The following is a 22,592-nucleotide window of genomic DNA, read 5'->3' as shown; positions in this document are numbered from 1 at the left end:
GGCGAAGCCAGAGAGGGGGAAGGCGCGAAGCGCCTCAGGGGCTGAGCACACTCAGTTCGCACTGCCCAGGCTCAATCCAGCGTGTTCGCGCAGCGGGTGGAAATGAATCTTGGGGAATCGTTCCTGCGCCAGTCGCACGTCGTACGGGCTGGTGCACAAAAAGGCCAGCGTGTCGGCCGCGTCGTGCGCCAGGCGCATGGGGTAGGCGGCTTCAAACTGGCGCAGCTCGGCGGGGGTGTCCGCCGTGATCCAGCGTGCGCCGGTGTACTGGCAGCCTTCCAGACGCACATCGCAGTCGTACTCGGTCTTGAGGCGGTGCTGCACCACTTCAAACTGCAGCTGACCCACGGCGCCCAGCAGCATATTGCCGCCGACATCGGGCTTGAACACCTGAATCGCGCCTTCTTCGCCCAGTTGCATCAGGCCTTGCTGCAGCTGCTTGGTGCGCAGCGGGTTCTTGAGCACAACGGTCATGAACATTTCGGGCGCAAAGAAGGGCAGGCCGGTGAACTGCAGGTTGGGGCCGTCGGTGATGGAGTCACCCAGCTGCACGCCGCCGTGAATGGTGAAGCCGATGATGTCGCCTGCGTAGGCCTCGTCCACGGCCTCGCGGCGCTGCGACATGAAGGTCACCACAGAGGTGGGGCGCAGTTCCTTGCCGGTGCGCTGCACCTTCATCTTCATGCCGGGCGTGTACTTGCCGCTGGCCACGCGCACAAAGGCGATGCGGTCGCGGTGGTTGGCGTCCATATTGGCCTGCACCTTGAACACCACGCCGGCAAAGCCTTTGTCTTCAGGCTTGATGATTTTTTCTTCGCGCTGGCGGTTCACTTCGGTGAAGGCGACGCGCGGGCCGGGCGGGGGCGACATGTCGACCACGGCGTTCAGCACTTCCATCACACCAAAGTTGTTCACACCCGAGCCGAAGAACACGGGCGTGAGCTTGCCGGCCAGGAAGGCTTCATGGTCCCACTCGGCCGATGCGCCCTGGGCCAGCTCCATCGATTCGATGGCATCGTCATAGGCCTTGCCAAAGCGGGTACGCAGCTTGTCGACTTCGGTCAGCGGAATGACTTCAAAGTCTTCGGGGCGCTTTTCGCTGCCGGCGGCAAACACGGTCATGGTCTGCGTCTGCAGATTGATGATGCCGCCAAAGCTCTTGCCCTGACCCACAGGCCAGGTGATGGGGCAGCAGGGCATGCCCAGCTCGCGCTCCACTTCGTCCATGATGTCCAGCGGGTCGCGCACTTCACGGTCGAACTTGTTGACGAAGGAGATGATGGGCGTGTCGCGCTGGCGGCAGACCTCGATCAGGCGGCGGGTCATGGCTTCCACACCGTTGGCCGCGTCAATCACCATCAGCGCGGAGTCCACGGCCGTCAGCACGCGGTAGGTATCTTCCGAGAAGTCCTTGTGGCCGGGGGTGTCGAGCAGGTTGATCACATGGTCGCGGTAGCTCATCTGCATCACCGACGAAGCCACCGAGATGCCGCGCTGCTTTTCGATCTCCATCCAGTCCGAAGTCGCGTGGCGCGAGGCCTTGCGGCCCTTGACAGCACCGGCAATCTGGATCGCGCCCGAGAACAGCAGCAGCTTTTCGGTCAGCGTGGTCTTACCCGCGTCCGGGTGGGAGATGATGGCGAACGTACGACGGCGCCGGGTTTCTGGGGCGTATGACACAGTATTGAGAGCTGTAAATACAGCCGGAGAACGCCGGCTGTGACAACAAAAGGTGCAGCGGTCCGCTTGCTGCACAAGGTCTGCGTCCCTTGGGAGCAGGCCTGTGAATAAGGCTTGAGGGCGCTTATTTTAGCGGCAGGGGCAATTCATGGAAGCAGCCCGGAAATGACGGCATGCCGCAGTTGCAGCCGAATGCCGGTGCTCCCCTTGCCCCCGGGACATGGGGAGCACAATAGAGAGTGTCTCTTTAGCGTGCCTCTTTTCCGGCCTTTGTCCGTCAACCATGAACCGTGTTCTGCAGGATGTGAATGCATCCGACCCTGCCCAGCCTTGCGCACTCCCTGCCCCGGTGTGGATCAAGCGCGGTTCTGCCGATTACTGGCGTGTCAGCGTGGCCTTGTTCTTGGCGGGCTTTGCCACTTTCTCGCTGCTGTACTGCGTGCAGCCTCTGCTGCCTGAGCTGGCTCACACCTTTGCCATCAGCCCAGGCCAGAGCGCGCTGGCGCTGTCGGTGTCCACGGCTTGCTTGGCTGGCTCCATCGTGCTTGCGGGGGCGTTGTCCGAGGGGCTGGGGCGACGCAAGCTGATGTTTGTCTCCATGGCGCTGGCGGCGCTGTGCAATCTGCTGGCCTCATTTCTGCCGCAGTGGCATGCATTGCTGGCCGCCCGGGCACTGGAGGGGCTGCTGCTGGGCGGTGTGCCCGCTGTGGCCATGGCCTATCTGTCTGAAGAGATCGATCCGCCAGGTCTGGGCTTTGCCATGGGCCTGTATGTGGGCGGCACGGCCTTGGGCGGCATGCTGGGTCGTGTGGGGATGAGCGCCATGACGGAGTTCTGGGGCTGGCGCCATGCGCTGGCGGCGCTGTCGGTGCTGGACTTGCTGGCTGCGCTGGGCTTTGTCTGGCTGCTGCCCAACTCACGCAACTTCATCAAGAAAACCGGGCTGGGTGCGCGTTATCACCTGCAGGCCTGGGGGCGACACTTGCATCACAAAGGGCTGGCGCTGCTGTTTCTGATTGCCTTTGGGCTGATGGGTGTTTTTGTCAGCATCTACAACTACGCCGGCTTTTTATTGAGTGCCGCTCCGTACAGCTTGAGCCAGCTTCAGATCAGCCATATCTTCTATGCCTATCTGTTTGGCATGGTGGCTTCGCCCGTAGCGGGTGGGCTGGCTGACAGGCTGGGCCGTGGCCCGGTGCTGATTGCCGGTGCACTGCTGATGGCGGCAGGTGTGGTGCTGACGCTGTTTGAGCCACTGGCAGTCATCGTCACTGGCATTGTTTTGCTGACGGCTGGTTTCTTTGTCGCGCACTCGGTGGCCAGCGGCTGGGTCGGACGACTGGCGCAGCAGTCCAAAGGCCATGCATCGTCGCTCTACCTCTGGGGCTATTACATGGGATCCAGCGTGCTGGGGGCCGGGGCAGGCTGGTTCTGGTCGCGCTGGGGCTGGACGGGCGTGGGCAGCGTGGCCTTGGCTGTGCTGGCGCTGGTGAGTGCCCTGACGCTGCGCGTGCAGTGGCTGTCGGTTCAGGCGGCAAAGGAGCAAAAGGCGGCCCGGCAGTGATTGGCCTGAGCCGCGTCGGTTATCGCCCGGCAGGCTGCAAGGGGATTCCCTTATAATCGCCGACCATCCGAGGAGCGTTGCAGTGCTTTTTCAAGCACGAGGCTCGGATTCCATCCCGCAACGACGCTCACCCACGCTTTCTGTGCGGTGAGACTGCATTTTCCTGTCCCCGCAGAACGTGGTTTTTCATTCATTTTTTGGAGAAAACCATGAACGCTGCTGTGCGCTTCAACCCCGCTGACTCGGCCATTACCGACATTTCCCTGGCCGACTGGGGCCGCAAGGAAATCAAGATTGCCGAAACCGAAATGCCCGGCCTGATGGCCATCCGCGAAGAGTTTGCTGCTGCCCAGCCCCTGAAGGGCGCGCGCATCACCGGCTCGCTGCACATGACCATCCAAACGGCTGTGCTGATCGAGACATTGAAGGACTTGGGCGCCGAAGTGCGCTGGGCGTCTTGCAACATCTTCTCGACCCAAGACCACGCCGCTGCGGCCATTGCTGCGACAGGCACTCCCGTGTTTGCCATCAAGGGCGAGTCGCTGGAAGACTACTGGGACTACACCCACCGCATCTTTGAATTCGGCGCTGCTGGCACCGACAACGAAGGCCCCAACATGATCCTGGACGACGGCGGCGATGCGACCATGCTGCTGCACCTGGGTCAAAAGGCCGAGAAGGATCTGTCCGTGCTGGCCAACCCCGGCTCGGAAGAAGAAAAAATCGTCTTTGCCGCCATCAAGGCCAAGCTGGCGGTGGACCCCACCTGGTACACCCGCAAGTCCGCCCAAATTTTGGGCGTGACCGAAGAAACCACCACCGGTGTGCACCGCCTGAACGAAATGTCGGCCAACGGCAGCCTGCTGTTCCGCGCGATCAACGTGAACGACTCGGTAACCAAGTCCAAGTTTGACAACCTGTACGGCTGCCGCGAATCGCTGGTCGACGGTATCAAGCGCGCCACCGACGTGATGATCGCGGGCAAGGTCGCTTGCGTGGCTGGTTACGGTGACGTGGGCAAGGGCTGCGCCCAAGCACTGCGCGCTTTGAGCGCCCAAGTGTGGGTGACAGAAATCGACCCGATCAACGCGCTGCAAGCCGCCATGGAAGGCTACAAGGTCGTGACCATGGAATATGCCGCCGACAAGTGCGACATCTTCGTGACCACTACCGGCAACAAGGACATCATCCGCCACGAGCACATGGTCGCCATGAAGGACCAGGCCATCGTCTGCAACATCGGTCACTTCGACAATGAAATCGACGTGGCTTCGATCGAGAAGTACGAGTGGGAAGAAGTCAAGCCCCAGGTCGACCAGATCAAGTTCCCTGACGGCAAGAAGATCACCCTGCTGGCCAAGGGCCGTCTGGTGAACCTGGGTTGCGCTACCGGCCACCCCTCGTTCGTGATGAGCGCATCGTTTGCCAACCAGACCATCGCCCAGATCGAGCTGTTCACACGCCCCGAAGCCTACGAAGTGGGTAAGGTCTACGTGCTGCCCAAGCTGCTGGACGAAAAGGTGGCACGCCTGCACCTGAAGAAGGTCGGCGCGATGCTGACCGAGCTGACCGATGAGCAAGCCGCTTACATCGGTGTGAAGAAGGAAGGCCCTTACAAGCCGGAGACATACCGCTACTGATCGTAGCGGTCACCCCCTGAGGCGCTTTGCGCCTTCGCCCCTCTCTCTACGCGCTTCGCGCTAGGGGAGGGGGACAGCACCTTCGCCGCGAGGCGGCTCTTGCTCGCTGTCCTGAGCTTGGAGCGCGCCTGTATCGAAGCTGTGTTAATTTATTTGATAGCTTCTTGCGCTTGTCAGTCATTGGTTTCAGATGGATATCTATCTGAATGGCAAGCAAGACAAGCGCAAGCAGCTATCTAAAAAGATTTCTTTTGCCCGCTGCACCTCTGTGCAGCGCCTGGCGCCGGTTTATTTCAAAGGAAGCGACGCTATGCGCGCAGATGTTTTTTTGGTGGATGCTGGTCATGCCTCTACGCGCTCTCAAGCCCAGCGCCTGATTGCTTCGGGCGTGGAGTGGCGCCTGACGCCGCTGGCTCCTTGGAAAAAGGTCGTCAAAAACGGTGACGATATTCCTGCGGGCGCAGAGCTGAACCTGCTCGATGCCGCAGAGGCCAAGTACATCTCGCGTGGCGGGCTCAAGTTGGAAGGGGCGCTGGCTGCCACAGGCATCTCGGTCAAGGGACTGCGCTGCCTGGATGTGGGGCAGAGCACCGGCGGCTTTACCGACTGCCTGCTGCAGGCCGGTGCCGCGCAGGTCATCGGCATCGATGTGGGCCACAGCCAGTTGCATGAGCGTCTGCGCAGCGACGAGCGCGTGATCTGTGTCGAGAGCTTTAACGCTCGCACGCTGACGCCCGAGTCGCTGGAGCAAGCCTGCGATGAAGCGCTGTGCGAAGTCATCGAGGAAGAGGAAGACAACGACACCCAGCCCGTTGCGCCCTATGCATGGATGCGCAATGGCGGGCAGATCGACGAAGACTACGACGACAGCGATGACGCCAAGGAGCAAGACGTAGAAGCCTTCAAGGCCGAGCGCGCCGCCAAGGCCAAGGCTCGCGCCGAGGGCTTGGCTCCCGTGGAAATGCGCCGCCGCGAAGGCACTGAAAACATCGATATCACGCCTGCATTCGATTTTGTTTGCGGCGATGTATCTTTTATCTCGCTGACACTGGTGCTGCCTGCCGTGGTGCAGACTCTCAAGCCCCATGGTCAGCTGCTGATGCTGGTCAAGCCTCAGTTCGAGCTGCAGCCCGGCCAGATCGGCAAGGGCGGCATTGTGCGCGAACCGGCTTTGTATGGCGAAGTGGAAAAGCGCATTCGCGACTGCCTCGCCGGGCTGGGCCTGACGGTCAAGCAATGGCTGGATTCTCCCATTGAAGGCGGCGACGGCAATCACGAGTTCTTCGTTTGGGCCGAGCAAGGTGCTGAAATCAAAGCACCGGTCGCGGCTGCTGCAGATGAGGCCGTGGCAGCCAAACCGGTGGTCAAGTCCGCCGCCAAGCGCCCCTCGCGTGCCGACATCAAGGCCGAGCGTGCCAAGCAGGAGCTGTATGCCGACCCGGAAGCGGCCAGCTTTGGTCAGCCCGGCCCAGGCCGCAGCAAGCAGAAAAAGCGCAACGAGCGCTGAGCTTTCAGTGCAGCGTGCACTGGGCTAGCAAGTAACGAATGCCAAGGCTTGCAGGCCTTGGCCATATCCACAGAATCCTGAGACAAGAGCCGTCATGAGTTTTCCCGTCAGCTTCGAGTTTTTCCCCACCAAGACGCCCGAGGGCGCGGCCAAGCATGTGGCTACGCGTCAGGCGCTGTATGCACGCAAGCCCCAGTTTTGCTCCGTGACCTATGGCGCGGGCGGTTCCACGCAGTCGGGTACGTTTACCATGGTGCGCGACATTCAGAACGAGGGCGTGAGCGCAGCTTCGCACTTCTCTTGCATCGGTGCCACGCATGAATCGGTGCGCACTGAGTTGAGCGAACTCAAGGCCATGGGCGTCAATCGCATCGTGGCCTTGCGCGGCGATTTGCCCAGTGGTTATGGCTTAGGCGGCGAGTTCCATTACGCCAGTGATCTCGTGGCTTTTGTGCGACGCGAGTTTGGCGATTGGTTCCATATCGAAGTGGCTGCTTACCCGGAAACCCATCCCCAGGCTAAGTCCCCACGCAGCGATCTTGATGCATTTGTTGCTAAAGTTCGCGCTGGTGCTGATTCCGCCATCACCCAGTACTTCTACAATGCCGACGCATACATGCGCTTTGTGGATGAGGTGAAGGCTCTGGGACTGGACATTCCTGTCGTGCCCGGAATCATGCCGATTACCAGCTCTACACAGCTGATGCGCTTCTCGGATGCATGTGGTGCCGAGATTCCGCGCTGGATTCGTCTGCGTCTGCAGGCGTACGGAGATGACACTGCTTCCATTCGTGAGTTCGGTCTGGATGTCGTGACTCATCTATGTGAACAGTTGCGCAGCCAGGGTGCCCCGGGCTTGCACTTTTATACGATGAATCAGAGCGTCGCCACTCTGGAGATCTGCGACCGTCTGGGTCTGTAAGCCACAAGCTTGCAGGCAGCTTGGCGGGCTGTCTTGGGCGGCTCTCACTTGAGTTTTCAAGGAGATTGCGCCCGTGAAATATCTTTTTTGGCGTCCGCGTTGTTGTCAGTGGATGGGCCTTGCTGTGGTCACTGTTGCCATGGCGGGCTGCGCCCCGTTGCCTGAACAAACGGCAGAGCCAGCCCCTGCTCTGCACAGTCCTGCCCGAAAGGCGGCGCAGCCTAGCGTGTCTGCCTCCATGCTGCCCGATGCCTATGCGCGCAGCAACTATCGGGACAAGGGGCTGGGCGTCAAGGCCAACAAGCCTGTGGATGCCGACTCTGCAGACCTGCCCGAAGACAGCAACAAATACGAACTCAGCCCCCCTCGCGAGAGCGATCAGTCCGGGCTTGCCTCCTGGTACGGCGGCAAGTTCCATGGCCGCAAGACCGCCAGCGGCGAGCGCTTTGACACCATGGACATGACGGCGGCGCACAAGACGCTGCCTTTTGGTACGCGTGTCTGCGTACGCAGCTCCGTTACGGGCAAGAGCGTAGTGGTGCGCATCAATGATCGCGGGCCTTTTGCGCCTGGCCGCATCATTGACCTGAGCAAGGCCGCCGCGCAGGAGCTGGGCATGCTGGGCCTGGGCATCAAGCCGGTGGAGCTGTGGCAGCTGGAAGAGGACGAGGACGAATGTCCCGCGACGCTCAATGCCTCTGCGAAGAAGCGCCACCCCAGTGCAGCGAAGGGAGCATCGGCTTCCAAGGTCCGGGCAGCATCTTCCAGACGTCCGGTGCGCCAAGCATCACAGACAGCGAAGAAAAAGCGTTGATCTGAGCGGACTACTTTCCTTCTGCTTCGCTGGCCTTCGGCAAGGCCAGTTGGCCTGTGAGTCCTTTGTGGACTGACACGACTGAGCAAGCCATGGACTTGCGCTTGGAACGAAGCGCAAAGCCGCAGGCATTTCAGACGTGTACGAAAAGGCGAACAACCATGTGTCCATGGTTGTTCTGGAAGCTCTTAGCCACCCGACTCCAGAGTGAAAGCGGCATTGCCATCCTGGCCCAGCAGCTTGACCAGTTGCGGCATGGCCGGCTTGAGCTGATCTTTCAGGTTGAAAGGCGGGTTGATCAGGAACATGCCGCTGGCAGGCAGACCGCCGCGCTCGGAGGTCTTGTTGCTCTTGACCGTCAGCGTGGCATGCAGCCAGCTCTTGCTGGCCTTGGTAGCCATGGTTTTCAGGCGCTTGGGCAGATCGTGGGCTTCGGGGCGCGGAATGATGGGGTACCAGACGGCGTAAGTGCCGGTGGGAAAGCGCTTGAGGCTGTCGGCCACCATGTCCAGCACGCGGCCGTAGTCGGTCTTCAATTCATAGCTGGGGTCGCACAGCAGCAGTGCTCGGCGAGAAGGCGGGGGCAAGAATTTCTTCACTCCCTCAAAGCCGTCTTCCAGCAAGATGGCGACCTGGCGCTTGACCTCCAGCTGAGCCATGTTGCCGGCCAGCGAGCGCATGTCTGTGGGGTGCAGCTCGAAGGCTTTGAGGCGGTCATGGCCGCGCAGCAACGACTGGGTGATGAAGGGAGAGCCGGGGTAGTTGCGCAGCGCATTGCCCTGGTTGAAGCTGCGCACCGTCTGCATGTAGTTCTGCAGCACAGGAGCCAGCTCGGACTCCTTGGCGGCGGCCAGGCGCAGGATGCCGTCCTCGGCTTCGCCGCTCTTGCTGGCGTAGTCGCCGTCAAGACGGTACAGGCCGGCACCGCCGTGGGTGTCGAGCACCGTCAGCGCAGCCTCTTTTTGGGTGAGGTATTGCACGGTGGCGATCAAAACGGTGTGCTTGAGCACATCGGCGTGATTGCCGGCATGGAAGGCGTGGCGGTAACTGAACATAGAGACGGATGGTAACCAGCAGGGCAAGAGGGGAACAGCACTTTTTACCCTGTGGCTCTAAAGGCTGTTGGCGCCTGTGTGCACAGAGGAGAACAGGTCCTGTGGGGGCTGTTTCACAACAAGTGACTTCACGAAAAAACGCAGCTTCTGGCGTTTTTGTATAATGGCGGGCTTCGCAGCGATTTTATGGTTCCCGCGGCGAAGGCTTGGACTTTAGTTCGAGTAACCCCGCCTAAGAGGCTTCCTTTAAAAGACCTGTCTTTTTTGAGAAGAAGCACCGACCGCGGAAAAGGGACCGCCAAACCCTCTTTGAAAGAGAAAACTCATGTCTACATTCAGCGCAAAGCCCGCTGAGGTGCAACACGAGTGGTTTGTGATTGACGCCACCGATAAGGTGCTCGGACGTGTCGCCAGCGAAGTGGCACTCCGTCTGCGCGGCAAGCACAAGGCCATTTACACACCTCACGTTGACACCGGTGACTACATCGTCATCATCAACGCCTCCAAGCTCAAGGTCACTGGCACCAAGAACCTGGACAAGGTGTACTACCGTCACTCCGGTTTCCCCGGTGGCATCACTGCTACCAACTTCCGCGACCTGCAAGCCAAGTTCCCTGGCCGTGCGCTCGAGAAGGCCGTCAAGGGCATGCTGCCCAAGGGTCCTCTGGGCTACGCCATGATCAAGAAGCTGAAGGTTTACGGCGGTGCTGAGCACCCCCATACCGCACAGCAGCCTAAGGCTCTGGAAATCTAAGGAGACCTAGATGATTGGTGATTGGAACAACGGTACAGGCCGTCGCAAGTCTAGCGTCGCTCGTGTTTTCCTGAAGAAGGGCTCCGGCAAGATTACTGTGAATGGCAAGGACATTCAGCAGTACTTCGGTCGCGAAACCTCCATCATGATCGCGAAGCAGCCTCTGGCTCTGACCGAAAACCTGGAAACTTTCGACATCCAGATCAACGTCCACGGTGGCGGCGAATCTGGTCAGGCTGGCGCAGCCCGTCACGGCATCACACGTGCCCTGATCGACTATGACGCAGCTCTGAAGCCCGTCCTGAGCCAAGCCGGCTTTGTGACTCGCGATGCTCGTGAAGTCGAACGTAAGAAGGTCGGTCTGCACTCCGCACGCCGTGCCAAGCAGTTCTCGAAGCGTTAATTCGTTTCTGCTGCAGAAAGGCTCTTTGGAGCCTTTCCCACAAAAAAGCCGCTCCGGATGCAAATTCAGGGCGGTTTTTTTGTGGGTTGCCGCCGTGTTCAAGGACTGCAAGCAATGTCCCCACTTGCTCTGGCGACAAAGAAAAGCGGCCTGAATTCCCGAGCCCCTTGCTGTACCATTTCGAGCAATCAAGAAACTACGGAGTAATGCCATGAGCGCCGTTGCTGAAACCACGACTACCGAAATGCCTTCCCCCATCGTCTTCACCGACAGCGCTGCTGCCAAGGTGGCCGATCTGATCGCCGAAGAAGGCAACCCTGACCTGAAGCTGCGCGTGTTCGTGCAGGGCGGTGGTTGCTCCGGTTTTCAGTACGGTTTCACTTTCGATGAAATCACCAACGACGACGACACCACCATGACCAAGAACGGTGTCTCGCTGCTGATCGACTCGATGAGCTACCAGTACCTGCTGGGCGCAGAGATTGACTACAAGGAAGACCTGCAAGGCGCTCAGTTCGTGATCAAGAACCCCAATGCCACCACTACCTGTGGCTGTGGCTCCAGCTTCTCGGTCTAAGTCTTTGCGTTGATGCCAGACACAGGGCCAGTAGCGCAAGTCTGGCATCCGCACATCATTGAAGCCGCTGTTTTTCAGCGGCTTTTTTGTTTTTGAATTTCGGAGTTGCCCATGGGTGAGACACCCGCCATGCACAGCAGTGCACCCCACAAAGAGAGATTGCTGTGGCTAGTGGCCATCGGTTTTTTCATGCAGTCACTGGATGCGACGATTCTCAACACAGCCTTGCCTGCCATGGCACGGGAGCTGGGCGAGAGCCCGATGAAGATGCAGTCCGTCATCGTGGCCTATGCGCTGACTACGGCCATGCTGATTCCAGCTACGGGCTGGGTGGCTGATCGCTTTGGCACAAGGCGTGTGTACGGCTGGGCGATTGCCTTGTTTGTGCTGGGATCTGTGCTGTGCGCGCTCTCGCCTAGCCTGCCGTTTCTGATCGCGGCGCGGGTGGTGCAGGGCGTGGGCGGGGCCATGATGCTGCCGGTGGGGCGCTTGGCCGTGCTGCGTACCTACCCGCGTGGCGAGTTCATCCGGGCCATGAGCTTTATTGCCATTCCCGGCCAGGTCGGGCCGCTGTTGGGGCCGACCTTGGGCGGCTGGATGGTGGAGTACGCCAGCTGGCACTGGATCTTCTGGATCAACGTCCCTGTGGGGCTGATCGGGCTGTGGGCCACCTGGCGCTGGTTCCCGCGTAATGCTCCCATAGTGATTCGCAGCTTTGACGGTGCTGGTTACGCCATGCTGGCCTTTGGGATGGTGGCGATTTCCATCGCACTTGATGGTATGTCGGGCATGGGGCTGGGCATGGCGCTGGTCGTGGTGCTCATGGTGTTTGGCCTGGCCAGCCTGGCCAGCTACTGGATGCATGCGCTGCGCGTGGAAGAGCCTTTGTTTGCTCCGGGCCTGTTCAAGGTGCGCTCGCTGCGAGTGGGGTTGCTGGGCAATCTGTTCACACGCTTTGGCAGCGGCGCCGCGCCGTTTCTGATTCCGCTGATGCTGCAGGTAGGCCTGCAGATGTCGCCCATGAACGCCGGCATGATGATGCTGGCCACGGTCATCGGCTCCATGCTGGTCAAGCGCATTGCGGTGCGCACCGTGCAGCGCTTTGGCTACAAGCGGGTGCTGCAGGTCAACTCGGTCATGCTGGCCATCATGCTGGCCTCGTTCGGGCTGGTGGTGCCGGGCACACCGATCTGGGTGCTGCTGGTGCAGATGTTCATCTTTGGGGGCTTCAACTCCATGCAGTTCTCTGCCATGAACTCGGTCACGCTCAAGGACATGGAGGGCGAATTTGCCAGCAGCGGCAACAGCCTGCTGTCCATGGTGCAGATGCTGGCCATGAGTATGGGGGTGGCGCTGGCTGGGGCCTTGCTGACAGGCTTCAGTGATATGTGGCCAGGCCAGGCCGATGAGCGCATGCTGGCCATTCGGGCCACTTTTGCGACGGTGGCCCTGATGACACTGGCGGCTACGCTGGTGTTCAGTCAGCTCGATAGCGATGAACCGGTGCGACCTGCTCCTGATGGTGGTGATGCCTAAAGAAAATTGATAGCTTATGGCGCTTGTCATCTCTTGATTTCAGAGATGAATCTATTTGAGATCAAGATTTATAAAGCGCTTCAAGCTATCAAATTGATTAGTTTGAAGATGGGGCTTTGCTGTAAGCCCGTCTCCGCATTAACCCGGGTGAAAGCGCATTTTCTGCGGGTTCTCCCTTGATTTGTGGCGCAAATATATGCAGGGCTGCATAGCCGCTATGAGCGCTGCGATATGAGAAGCCGCAAGAGCACGCGTAGTCTTGCCATATTGACAAATGCCGCGTGTTGAATTCATCTTGCACGCAGGCACTTCTTCTCATTTCAGCACCACGATCATGAGTCATAGCCCGAACACACAGCCCATACGCTTCTTCCACCGTGGCGAGGTGGTGGAAGTGCAAGGCCCGCACCCCACACGCTCCGTGCTGCAATGGCTGCGCGAGGATGCGCACTGCACGGGCACCAAGGAAGGCTGCAACGAAGGCGACTGCGGCGCCTGCACCGTCGTCATCGGTGAGCTGGCCGAAGCCGGTGATACCCAGGCCATCAACGGCTTGCGTCTGCAGACCGTCAACGCCTGCATTCAGTTTCTGCCCAGCCTGCACGGCAAGGCCTTGTTCACAGTGGAAGACCTCAAGCGCCAGTGCGAAGGCGCATCCGCCTGTGCCAGCAAGCCTGCAGTCCAGTCACTGCACCCTGTGCAGCAGGCCATGGTGGACTGCCACGGCTCGCAATGCGGCTTCTGCACGCCCGGCATCGTGATGACGCTGTGGTCGGCCTACGAGCATCACCAGCAGCAAGGCAGCGAACCTTCGCGCCAGCAGCTGGCCGATGAGCTGTCGGGCAATCTGTGCCGCTGCACGGGCTACCGCCCCATTCTGGATGCTGGCCAGCGCATGTTTGATCTGCCTGCCGTGCGCCTGGATGCCGTGCCCGTGGTGGCGGCGCTGCAAGGGCTGCGCAGCGAGGCCGGGCTGCACTACGCGGCGGTGCAGAACACGCGTACCGATCACTTTCACGCACCACGTACGCTGGACGAACTGGCAAGTCTGTGCGAGGCCAAGCCCAAGGCGCGCATCGTGGCGGGCTCCACCGACGTGGGGCTGTGGGTCAACAAGCAGTTTCGTGATTTGGGCGACATGATTTATGTCGGGGATGTGGCCGAGATGAAGCGCATTGAGGTGCGCCAGAGTGTGGAAGGTGGTGCAGAAGGCGCAGAGCTGTATATCGGCGCTGGCGCCTCGCTGGAAGCGGCCTGGACTGCGCTGGTGGCGCGTGTCCCCAGCCTCACCGATGTGTGGCTGCGTTTTGCCTCGCTGCCCATCCGTCATGCCGGCACCATGGGCGGCAATGTGGCCAATGGCTCGCCGATTGGCGACTCACCGCCGGTGCTGATGGCGCTGGATGCGCAGATAGAGCTGCGCAAGGGCGAGCGCGTGCGCCGCATGCCGCTGCAGGATTTCTATCTGGACTATATGAAGAACCAGCTGGAGAGCGGCGAGTTTGTTCAGGGCCTGGCCGTGCCGCTGGCGGCCATGCAGCGTCAGGTGCGTGCCTACAAGATCAGCAAGCGCTTTGACTGCGATATCTCGGCCCTGTGCGCGGGCTTTGCCATCGAGCTGGATGGCGAAATCGTCAAGGCTGTGCGGTTGGCATTTGGCGGCATGGCTGCTACGGTAAAAAGAGCTGCTGGCGCTGAAACTGCCTTGCTTGGAAAGCCTTTTAATGCTGAAAACGTCAAGGCCGCGCAAGCGGCGCTGGCGCAGGACTTCAAGCCCATGAGCGATATGCGCGCCAGCGCCGACTACCGCCTGAAGGTGGCGCAGAACCTGATTCAGCGCCTGTGGCTGGAAACCCGTTCCGAGCAGCCATTGAATACGCAAGCCACCAGTGTCTGGAGCGTGATGCCGCACGTCACCCCGGCGGCCGTGGAGCAAGGAGTCTGAGATGAACCACCCGCATGAACTCCAAAGCGAGCTGGTCGCCGAAGCCTTTGCCGACTACCGCAAGAACACCGCCTATCGCGTCAACGAAAGCGCGGAAGCCAAGGCCCATGAGCAGGGCACGCGCGTGGGCATCAGCCGCAAGCACGAGTCCGCGCACCTGCATGTGGCCGGTGAAGCCGCATACATCGACGACCTGCCCGAGCTGGAAGGCACGCTGCATTGCGCTTTAGGTCTGTCGCCCGTAGCCCATGGCCGATTGACTGCGCTGGCGCTGGAGGCCGTGCGTGCCATGCCCGATGTGGTGGATGTGATCACGGCGGCGGATATCCCGGGTATCAACGACTGCGGCACCATCATCAAAGACGATCCGATTTTGTGCGACGGCGAGATTCGCTATGTGGGCCAGCCTCTGTTTGCCGTGATTGCGCGCAGCCGTGATGCAGCCAGGCGTGCCGCTGCGCTGGCCAAGAATGCGGCCACCATCAGCGAGTTGCCACCGGTGCTGACGCCGCACAAGGCCCATGAACTGGGCCAGTATGTAATGCCACCCATGCACCTGGAGCGCAGCACGCATGAAGGGGGTGCACGCGCCGCCATCGACACTGCGCCGCATCGCATCAAAGGTACATTCGATGTGGGCGGGCAGGAGCAGTTTTATCTGGAGGGGCAGATCAGCTACGCCACCCCTAAGGAAGATGGAGCTGTGCACATTTACTGCTCCACCCAGCACCCCAGCGAGATGCAACATCTGGTGGCCCATGCCCTGGGTGTAGCCTCGCACAGCGTGCATGTGGAATGCCGGCGCATGGGCGGCGGCTTTGGCGGCAAGGAGTCGCAATCGGCACTGTTTGCCTGCGTGGCTGCGGTGGCTGCAACCCGTCTGAAAAAGCCGGTCAAGCTGCGTGTGGACCGTGATGACGACTTCATGATTACCGGGCGACGCCACTGCTTCTGGTACGAGTACGAGGTGGGCTACGACGACGACGGCCGCTTGCTGGGCGTGGAGATTTCCATGGTCTCGCGCGCCGGTCATTCGGCGGATCTGTCGGCTCCGGTGATGACGCGGGCGCTATGCCACTTTGACAATGCCTACTGGCTGCCCGATGTGTTGATGCATGGCTACATGGGCAAGACCAATACCCAGAGCAATACCGCGTTTCGCGGCTTTGGCGGGCCGCAGGGCGCGATTGCCATTGAGAACATTCTGGATACGGTGGCGCGCAATCTGGGGCGCGATCCGCTGGATGTGCGCCGCGTCAATTTCTACGGCAAGGACGAGCGCAATATCACGCCTTACGAGCAGGTGGTGAGCGATAACGTGATCCACGAGCTGGTGGCCGAACTGGAGCAAAGCAGCGACTACCGCGCCCGCCGCATGGCGGTCAATGCGTTTAACGCGCAAAGTCCCGTGCTCAAGCGCGGGCTGGCGTTGACGCCGCTGAAGTTCGGCATCTCGTTCAACGTGGCTCACTTCAACCAGGCCGGGGCGCTGGTGCATATCTACACCGATGGCTCCATTCTGGTGAACCATGGCGGCACGGAAATGGGCCAGGGGCTCAACACCAAGGTGGCCCAGGTTGTGGCGCATGAGCTGGGCGTGGGCTTTGAGAAAGTGCGCGTGACAGCCACGGACACCAGCAAGGTGGCCAATACCTCGGCCACGGCAGCGTCAACGGGGGCCGACCTCAACGGCAAAGCTGCCCAGGATGCAGCGCGCCAGTTGCGCGAGCGGCTGGCTGCCTGTGCGGTCAGGCTGCACGGCGGCAAGGAGACCGACGTGCGCTTTGGCAATGACTGCGTGCAGGTCAACGGCCAGATCATCGCCTTTGCCGATCTGGTGCGCAGCGCCTATCTGCAGCGTGTGCAGCTGTGGTCCGACGGCTTTTATGCCACGCCCGGTTTGCACTGGGACGGCAAGGCCATGAAGGGCCACCCTTTCTTCTACTTCGCCTATGGCGCCGCGGTGAGCGAGGTGGTGATCGATACGCTGACCGGCGAATGGAAGCTGCTGCGCGCCGATGTGCTGCACGACGTGGGCCGCTCGCTGAACCCTGCGTTGGATGTGGGCCAGGTCGAGGGTGCTTTCATCCAGGGCATGGGCTGGCTGACGACCGAGGAGCTGGTCTGGCATCCGCAAAGCGGCAAGCTCATGACGCATGCCCCCAGCACCTACAAAATTCCGACAGCCAATGACTGCCCGCCGGTCTTCAATGTGCGCCTGTTCGAGGGCGACAACTTTGAAGACTCCATTCACCGCAGCAAGGCGGTGGGCGAGCCGCCGCTGCTGCTGCCGTTTTCGGTGTTCTTCGCAATTCGTGATGCGGTGTCTTCTGTGGCAGGTCATCAGGTCAACCCGCCGTTGCAGGCGCCTGCGACCGCAGAGGCCATCTTGCGAGCAGTGGAAGCTGTTCAAGGGCACACTGGCTAGTTTTTCCTCACGGGTGTTGCTGCCTTGCGGGGCAGCAGCCGTTCTGAATCATGGCCGATTGCTGCGCGGCAAGGCCATGTGCTACGCCGTCATTCGTGGCGTAGAACCGGGCGCGTTACTCTCGTTGCGCCTTGCATGCAAAACAACACGGAGACTATGCAATGAACTGGACAGAGCGGATATTCAAACTCAGTGAGCACCACACCAATGTGCGCACGGAAATGGTCGCAGGCCTGACGACCTTTCTTTCAATGGCCTACATCATGTTCGTCAATCCCTCCATCCTGGGGGATGCGGGCATGCCCAAGGGCTCGGTCTTTGTCGCCACCTGCCTGATTGCCGCCCTGGGATCGACCATCATGGCGCTGTATGCGAACTATCCGATTGCGCTGGCACCGGGTATGGGTCTGAATGCCTACTTCGCCTATGTGGTGGTGCTCAAGATGGGCTACACGTGGGAGGCTGCACTGGGTGCCGTTTTTGTCTCAGGCTGTCTGTTCCTGATCTGCACCTTGCTGGGTCTGCGAGAACTCATCATCAAGGGCATACCGCAGTCCATACGTGTGTCTATTACCGTCGGTCTGGGCTTGTTTTTGGCGCTGATTGCTCTCAAGACCGCTGGCGTGGTGGCTGCCGACCAGAATACCTATGTCACGCTGGGTGATCTGCACAAGCCCGAGGTCATCATGGCGCTGCTGGGCTTTTTGCTGATCGTGGTGCTGGACCGACTCAAGGTCCCGGGTGCGCTGCTGATCGGCATTCTGGCTGTGACCGTGGCCTCGTTCTTTTTCGGCGGTAACACCTTCCAAGGTATCTTCTCGGCACCCCCTTCCATCGAGCCAACGTTCATGAAGCTCGACATCAAGACAGCGCTGACCACGGGTTTTCTGAATGTGGTGCTGGTGTTCTTCCTGGTGGAGCTGTTTGACGCTACCGGCACGCTGATGGGCGTGGCCCGCCGCGCCGGTCTGCTGGTGCCCGAGCGCATGGGCCGCTTCAATCGTTCGCTGCTGGCGGACTCAGGCGCCATCTTTGTGGGCTCGGTGCTGGGCACTTCCAGCACCACGGCTTATGTGGAGAGTGCAGCAGGTGTGCAGGCCGGTGGTCGTACCGGCCTGACAGCGCTCACGGTGGCCGTGCTTTTCCTGGCCTGCTTGTTTATTGCTCCGCTGGCTGGCGTGGTGCCTGGTTACGCCACAGCACCTGCACTACTGTTTGTTGCCTGTCTGATGCTGCGAGACCTGACGGAGGTGGAGTGGGATGAAACTACAGAGGCCGTGCCTGCGGTGGTTACCGCGCTGATGATGCCTTTTACCTACTCCATCGCCAATGGACTGGCATTTGGCTTCATCACATATGCCGTGCTCAAGCTGTTCACTGGCAAGGTTCGTGAGGTGCACTGGATCATGTGGGTGATTGCAGGCTTGTTCCTTTTCAAGTTCGCCTATATCGGTGGGCACTGATTGAGTGCATCGCAATAAAAAAGGCAGCCTGCGGGCTGACTTTTTTATGCTCTGTTCACGCGGGGTAGATGGCACCCAGAATGCGCGGGCCGCGTGCACCGGTCACGCTGGCCAGGTTGCCGGGCAGGCCCAGCAGGCATTGGCGTGCCAGCCAGGCAAAGGCGGCGGCCTCGACTTCGAGTGGGGGCAGGCCGCGCTCTGCCGTGGTGGTGACGTTCACGCCGGGCAGCAGGGCCGTCAGGCGCTGCATCAGATAGCGGTTCAGTGCGCCGCCGCCGCAAACCAGCAACTCGCTGCCACTCTTGCCAAAGCGCTTTACCGCATCAGCGCAGCTGACTGCGGTGAACTCGGTCAGGGTGGCCTGCACGTCGACCGGTGCGGCCTGTGCGGCATGGCGCTGCAGATGAGTGCTCAGCCAGTCGGCATGAAACAGGTCGCGGCCTGTGCTTTTTGGAGGGGGCTGTTGTAGGTACGGGTCGCCGAGCATGGCGTCCAGCAGTTCGGGCAGAACATGCCCGGTGGCAGCCCAGCGGCCGCCTTCGTCATAGGCTTGGCCGGTATGGCGCAGGCACCAGCCGTCCATCAGCGCATTGCCAGTGCCGGTATCAAAGCCCAGCACCGAACCATCCACTCCCAGCACGCTGAGGTTGGCAATGCCACCGATATTGAGCACCAGAGTTGTCGCGCCAGCCTTGCCAAAAACGCCTTGGTGAAAGGCTGGCACCAGCGGCGCGCCCTGACCACCTGCCGCCACATCACGGCTGCGAAGATCTGACACCACGGTGATGCCTGTCAGCTCGGCCAGCAAGGCAGGGGCATTGAGCTGCAGTGTGTAGCCTGTGCCGTCAAACATCTGTGGGCGGTGGCGCACGGTTTGCCCATGGGCACCAATGGCTGCGACCTGGCAGGCTTGAACGCCGCTGGCAGCCAGCAGCTGGCGCACCACCTGCGCATAGTGATGCACCAGCGCATTGGCGGCCAGGCAGGCGCGATGCAGCTCATCTTGCCCGCCGGGTGTATTCAGTGCCAGCAGCTCGGCGCGCAGGGCTTCATCAAAGCCGCAGCTGACATGCTGCAGCACCTGTGTGCCTTGGCTGAAGTCCACCAGAACGCCATCTATGCCGTCCATGGAGGTGCCGGACATCAGGCCGATATAGAGCGGGCTTGAGGCCGCTTGGGTGAGGTCAGAGTTCATGGCAGAGCAGCGTGTGGTGATGTGAAACACTATCTTAGCTGTAGCGGTCAGCGCTTGACTGGTGCGCGCTTAAGCCACTTTTTGCTTGAAATAAAAAAGGGCTGCAATGGCAGCCCTTGAAGAGTGTGTGTAGTGAATTAGCGTGCGCTGGCCATGGCAAAGGATTGGGAGCCGGCGCTAAGTTCAATGCGCATTTGTGCAGCCAGTTGATCGAAGGCAGGGCGGGCAGCTTTGGAAATGGGCTGGGCAGCATCGGTGATCTGGGCAATGGTCATGGGATCGCGTTGCTCACCTTTTTCTCGAAATTCAAAGTGCAGGTGCGGACCGGTTGCCCAGCCGGTGGAGCCTACGGCACCAATGATGTCGCCCTGTTCCACGCGCTGGCCTTGCTTGACGTCCATGCGGCTGAGGTGGGCATAGACGGTGGTGTGGTGGTTGGCGTGGTCGATGAACACGACATTGCCGTAGCCGTTTTGCACGCCGGCAAAGGATACTACGCCATCACCCACGGTACGCACCTTGGTGCCGGTGGGGGCAGCAAAGTCCGTGCCCAGGTGGGCGCGCCAGGTTTTCTGAATGGGGTGTACGCGCATGGAGAAGCCGCTGCTGATGCGCGAGAACTCCACGGGATAGTTCAGATATGCCTGACGCAGGCTCTTTCCGTCCAGCGTGTAGTAGGCACCTTTTTTGCCTTCTTCCTGGAACCACATGGCCTGCAGAGTCTTGCCATTGTTGTGAAACTCCGTGCTCAGCACGCGACCGGCACGCAGAGGCTCGCCATCTGCCTCCAGCGATTCGTAGACCACGGAGAAGCGGTCACCCTTGCGCAGACCACGGCGGAAGTCCAGCTCGCCCTGGAAGATGTCGGCCATCTGCATGGAGACGCTGTCGGGGATGTCGGAGGCATCGGTAGCAGCAAAGAACGAGGAGCGAATCACGCCGCCAGCCAAGCGGGGGCTGGCAGTGAGCTTGCCGGTCTCGATCTTGGTTTGCAGTTTGTCGTCCACGCGCTCAATGGTCAGGCGCTGAAAGCTGCCGTCTTCATTGGGCGCCCAGCGCACGGTCAGCTGGCTGAGCTGGTGATCGGCAGTGGTCTCGGCAGAAACCAGGCGACCCGAGCGGCCCAGTACGTTCTGTCGCACGGCATCGTTGCTGCGCATGTAGGCTGCTGCCTGCGGGTCGGCGATGCCCAGGCGCTGCAGCAGCGACTCGGCAGTGTCGTTGCTGCGGGTGTATTCGGAGCGGTAGAGAGAGAAGGACTGCAGATCCGTCAAATCCGCCAGGTCCTGGCCTGCGGCCAGCGAGAGCACAGGCTCGGTGAGCGTACGCACGGGAAGGTCAGCAGGGTCTGGGCCGAGACTGGCCACAGCAAAGGCTCCGCTGCCTCCTGTGAGAAGCACCGCAGCCAGGGCAGCCGTGGCGCGCTTGGGGTGCTTTTGCAAAACCAGTATCAGCTGTGCGATCAGTGCACTGCCGGCATTTTTCAAGCCAGTCATCAAAACTTCAAATCCTTGGGAGAGCGTGTCGGCAGAGTTGGCATTTGTTACGACTGACACGACTCCAGCAACTCAACCGTGCCATAAGTCCATCCAAAGAGGTCTTTATGAGGGAGCAGTCTAGAATTGGTCGCAACGCCAAACCTCCAAGTATATCGGTCGCGTCCTACCGCGCCTTCCGAAAAACCCTTATGAATCAATCTGCTGTTACAAGTTTCCCCGTGACCGACAGAGTGAACCAAGCGCTGGAAGTCACTCTTCGTGGGGTCGATGAATTACTGCCCAAAGATGAATGGATCCAGAAGCTGGCCCAATCCGAGGCCACGGGTGTGCCTCTGCGCATCAAGCTGGGTCTGGACCCCACGGCCCCCGACATCCACCTGGGTCACACCGTGGTGCTCAACAAGATGCGCCAGCTGCAGGATCTGGGCCATCAGGTAATCTTTCTGATCGGTGACTTCACGACCCTGATTGGAGATCCTTCGGGCCGCAACTCCACCCGTCCTCCGTTGACGGCCGAGCAGATCAAAGTCAATGCCGAGACGTATTACACCCAGGCCGCTAAGGTGCTGGACCCGGCCAAGACCGAAGTTCGTTACAACAGCGAGTGGTGCGACAAGCTGGGCGCTCGCGGCATGATCGAGTTGTCGGCCAAGTACACGGTGGCGCGCATGATGGAGCGCAACGACTTCCACACGCGCTATACCGAAGGCAGCTCCATCAGCCTGCACGAGTTTCTGTACCCGCTGCTGCAGGGCTATGACTCGGTGGCGCTCAAGGCCGATCTGGAAATGGGCGGTACCGACCAGAAGTTCAACCTGATGATGGGTCGCCATCTGCAGTCTGAATATGGTCAGGCGCAGCAGTGCGTGCTCACAATGCCTTTGCTGGTAGGTCTGGACGGGGTGCACAAGATGTCCAAGTCCAAGAACAACTACATCGGCATCACCGAAGACGCCAACACCATGTTTGCCAAGGTGCTGTCGATCTCGGACGATCTGATGTGGGACTGGTACACCCTGCTGTCCTTCAAGAGCCTGGCCGATATCGCGGCGCTCAAGGCCGAGATCGAAGCCGGTGGCAACCCCAAGCACGCCAAGGTGGCTCTGGCCAAGGAGATCACCACGCGCTTTCACAGCGCCGAAGCGGCCGATGCGGCCGAGCAGGACTTCATCAACCGCTCCAAGGGCGGTATCCCCGACGAGATTCCTGAAGTGTCGCTATCGGGCGCGCCGGTGGGCATTGCCGCACTGGTCAAGCAAGCCGGTCTGGCTGCCTCCAACGGCGAGGCCAACCGCCTGATCGACGGTGGCGGCGTACGCGTGGATGGCAACGTGGTCAGCGACAAGGGCCTGAAGCTGGACGCTGGTACGTTTGTGCTGCAAGTGGGCAAGCGCAAGTTTGCGCGTGTGACTTTGAGTTAATCCCCTGAGGCGCTTTGCGCCTTCCGCCTTCCTCGCTACGCGGAAGGGGACCATGCCGTCGCTGCAGGGCGGCCGTTGCTTGGCATTTCTGGCTCAGAACCTGCTCATGCAAGGAGACTCAATAAAAAGAGAGCTGCTTACGCTTGATACGTATACGTTTCAAATCACTTTGTATTTGAAATATATGTA

The 22,592-nt window shown here is 60.4% G+C and carries 17 protein-coding genes and 1 riboswitch; of the genes, 13 read left to right on the top strand and 4 right to left on the bottom strand.

The genetic code is table 11. The annotated features are described in order from the left end of the window. Positions 1 to 51 precede the first annotated feature (51 nt). Positions 52 to 1,680, bottom strand: a complete 1,629-nt coding sequence (locus tag AC2I9W_RS08440; RefSeq protein WP_486409542.1) for a peptide chain release factor 3 — start codon at positions 1,678 to 1,680, stop codon at positions 52 to 54. Positions 1,681 to 1,963: 283 nt separating this feature from the next. Between AC2I9W_RS08440 and AC2I9W_RS08435 the strand changes: the two genes are divergently transcribed. The 5 genes from AC2I9W_RS08435 to AC2I9W_RS08415 all read left to right on the top strand — a co-directional run bounded on the left by AC2I9W_RS08435 (position 1,964) and on the right by AC2I9W_RS08415 (position 8,127). Further along, positions 1,964 to 3,244 (top strand): MFS transporter, encoded by a 1,281-nt coding sequence (locus AC2I9W_RS08435; RefSeq protein ID WP_486409541.1) that lies wholly within the window; start codon positions 1,964 to 1,966, stop codon positions 3,242 to 3,244. 63 nt (positions 3,245 to 3,307) lie between these two features. Next, a riboswitch (S-adenosyl-L-homocysteine riboswitch) is annotated at positions 3,308 to 3,380 on the top strand. A gap of 73 nt (positions 3,381 to 3,453) precedes the next feature. Beyond that, positions 3,454 to 4,884 (top strand): adenosylhomocysteinase, encoded by a 1,431-nt coding sequence (gene ahcY / locus AC2I9W_RS08430; protein WP_486409540.1) that lies wholly within the window; start codon positions 3,454 to 3,456, stop codon positions 4,882 to 4,884. Between the two features lie 310 nt (positions 4,885 to 5,194). Beyond that, the gene (locus AC2I9W_RS08425) at positions 5,195 to 6,391 is read left to right on the top strand and encodes a TlyA family RNA methyltransferase (protein WP_486409539.1); all 1,197 of its coding nucleotides are present in this window, start codon (positions 5,195 to 5,197) and stop codon (positions 6,389 to 6,391) included. Between the two features lie 94 nt (positions 6,392 to 6,485). Further along, entirely contained in the window at positions 6,486 to 7,313 is an 828-nt protein-coding gene (gene metF, locus AC2I9W_RS08420; protein ID WP_486409538.1) for a methylenetetrahydrofolate reductase [NAD(P)H], read from the top strand. A gap of 139 nt (positions 7,314 to 7,452) precedes the next feature. Next, complete coding sequence (locus tag AC2I9W_RS08415) at positions 7,453 to 8,127, top strand: septal ring lytic transglycosylase RlpA family protein (protein WP_486409591.1); 675 nt, start codon at positions 7,453 to 7,455, stop codon at positions 8,125 to 8,127. Positions 8,128 to 8,315: 188 nt separating this feature from the next. On the opposite strand, the gene AC2I9W_RS08410 is transcribed toward AC2I9W_RS08415, so the two are convergent. Next, a complete protein-coding gene (locus AC2I9W_RS08410) occupies positions 8,316 to 9,182 on the bottom strand; it encodes a 23S rRNA (adenine(2030)-N(6))-methyltransferase RlmJ (protein ID WP_486409537.1) in 867 nt (288 codons plus the stop codon). Positions 9,183 to 9,507: 325 nt separating this feature from the next. Between AC2I9W_RS08410 and rplM the strand changes: the two genes are divergently transcribed. From rplM to AC2I9W_RS08375, 7 genes are all read left to right on the top strand, one after another. Continuing rightward, positions 9,508 to 9,936, top strand: coding sequence for a 50S ribosomal protein L13 (gene rplM, locus AC2I9W_RS08405; RefSeq protein ID WP_003059004.1), 429 nt, complete (start codon positions 9,508 to 9,510; stop codon positions 9,934 to 9,936). A 10-nt stretch (positions 9,937 to 9,946) separates the two neighbouring features. After that, positions 9,947 to 10,339 carry a 30S ribosomal protein S9 gene (gene rpsI, locus AC2I9W_RS08400; RefSeq protein ID WP_486409536.1) on the top strand — a complete coding sequence of 131 codons (393 nt, stop codon included), beginning with the start codon at positions 9,947 to 9,949 and terminating at the stop codon, positions 10,337 to 10,339. A gap of 211 nt (positions 10,340 to 10,550) precedes the next feature. Beyond that, on the top strand, positions 10,551 to 10,916 hold the full coding sequence (gene erpA / locus AC2I9W_RS08395) for an iron-sulfur cluster insertion protein ErpA (protein ID WP_158389236.1): 366 nt from the start codon (positions 10,551 to 10,553) through the stop codon (positions 10,914 to 10,916). A 111-nt stretch (positions 10,917 to 11,027) separates the two neighbouring features. Further along, entirely contained in the window at positions 11,028 to 12,452 is a 1,425-nt protein-coding gene (gene mdtD, locus AC2I9W_RS08390; RefSeq protein ID WP_486409535.1) for a multidrug transporter subunit MdtD, read from the top strand. A gap of 334 nt (positions 12,453 to 12,786) precedes the next feature. Continuing rightward, on the top strand, positions 12,787 to 14,397 hold the full coding sequence (gene xdhA / locus AC2I9W_RS08385) for a xanthine dehydrogenase small subunit (RefSeq protein WP_486409534.1): 1,611 nt from the start codon (positions 12,787 to 12,789) through the stop codon (positions 14,395 to 14,397). A 1-nt stretch (position 14,398) separates the two neighbouring features. Continuing rightward, complete coding sequence (xdhB, locus tag AC2I9W_RS08380) at positions 14,399 to 16,825, top strand: xanthine dehydrogenase molybdopterin binding subunit (RefSeq protein WP_486409533.1); 2,427 nt, start codon at positions 14,399 to 14,401, stop codon at positions 16,823 to 16,825. Positions 16,826 to 16,986: 161 nt separating this feature from the next. Beyond that, positions 16,987 to 18,288 (top strand): NCS2 family permease, encoded by a 1,302-nt coding sequence (locus AC2I9W_RS08375; RefSeq protein ID WP_486409532.1) that lies wholly within the window; start codon positions 16,987 to 16,989, stop codon positions 18,286 to 18,288. 55 nt (positions 18,289 to 18,343) lie between these two features. Here AC2I9W_RS08375 and AC2I9W_RS08370 read toward each other — a convergent pair whose 3' ends face one another. Further along, complete coding sequence (locus AC2I9W_RS08370) at positions 18,344 to 19,483, bottom strand: anhydro-N-acetylmuramic acid kinase (protein WP_486409531.1); 1,140 nt, start codon at positions 19,481 to 19,483, stop codon at positions 18,344 to 18,346. Positions 19,484 to 19,620: 137 nt separating this feature from the next. After that, positions 19,621 to 20,979, bottom strand: a complete 1,359-nt coding sequence (locus AC2I9W_RS08365) for a peptidoglycan DD-metalloendopeptidase family protein (protein ID WP_486409530.1) — start codon at positions 20,977 to 20,979, stop codon at positions 19,621 to 19,623. 191 nt (positions 20,980 to 21,170) lie between these two features. On the opposite strand from AC2I9W_RS08365, the gene tyrS reads away from it, so the two are divergent. Then, positions 21,171 to 22,403, top strand: a complete 1,233-nt coding sequence (tyrS, locus tag AC2I9W_RS08360; protein ID WP_486409529.1) for a tyrosine--tRNA ligase — start codon at positions 21,171 to 21,173, stop codon at positions 22,401 to 22,403. Positions 22,404 to 22,592: the final 189 nt, after the last annotated feature.

Source organism: Comamonas sp. FUJ_7 (assembly GCF_057369555.1).
The sequence above is the reverse complement of the archived record's forward strand: the minus strand, read 5'-3'. Positions and strand labels throughout refer to the sequence as shown.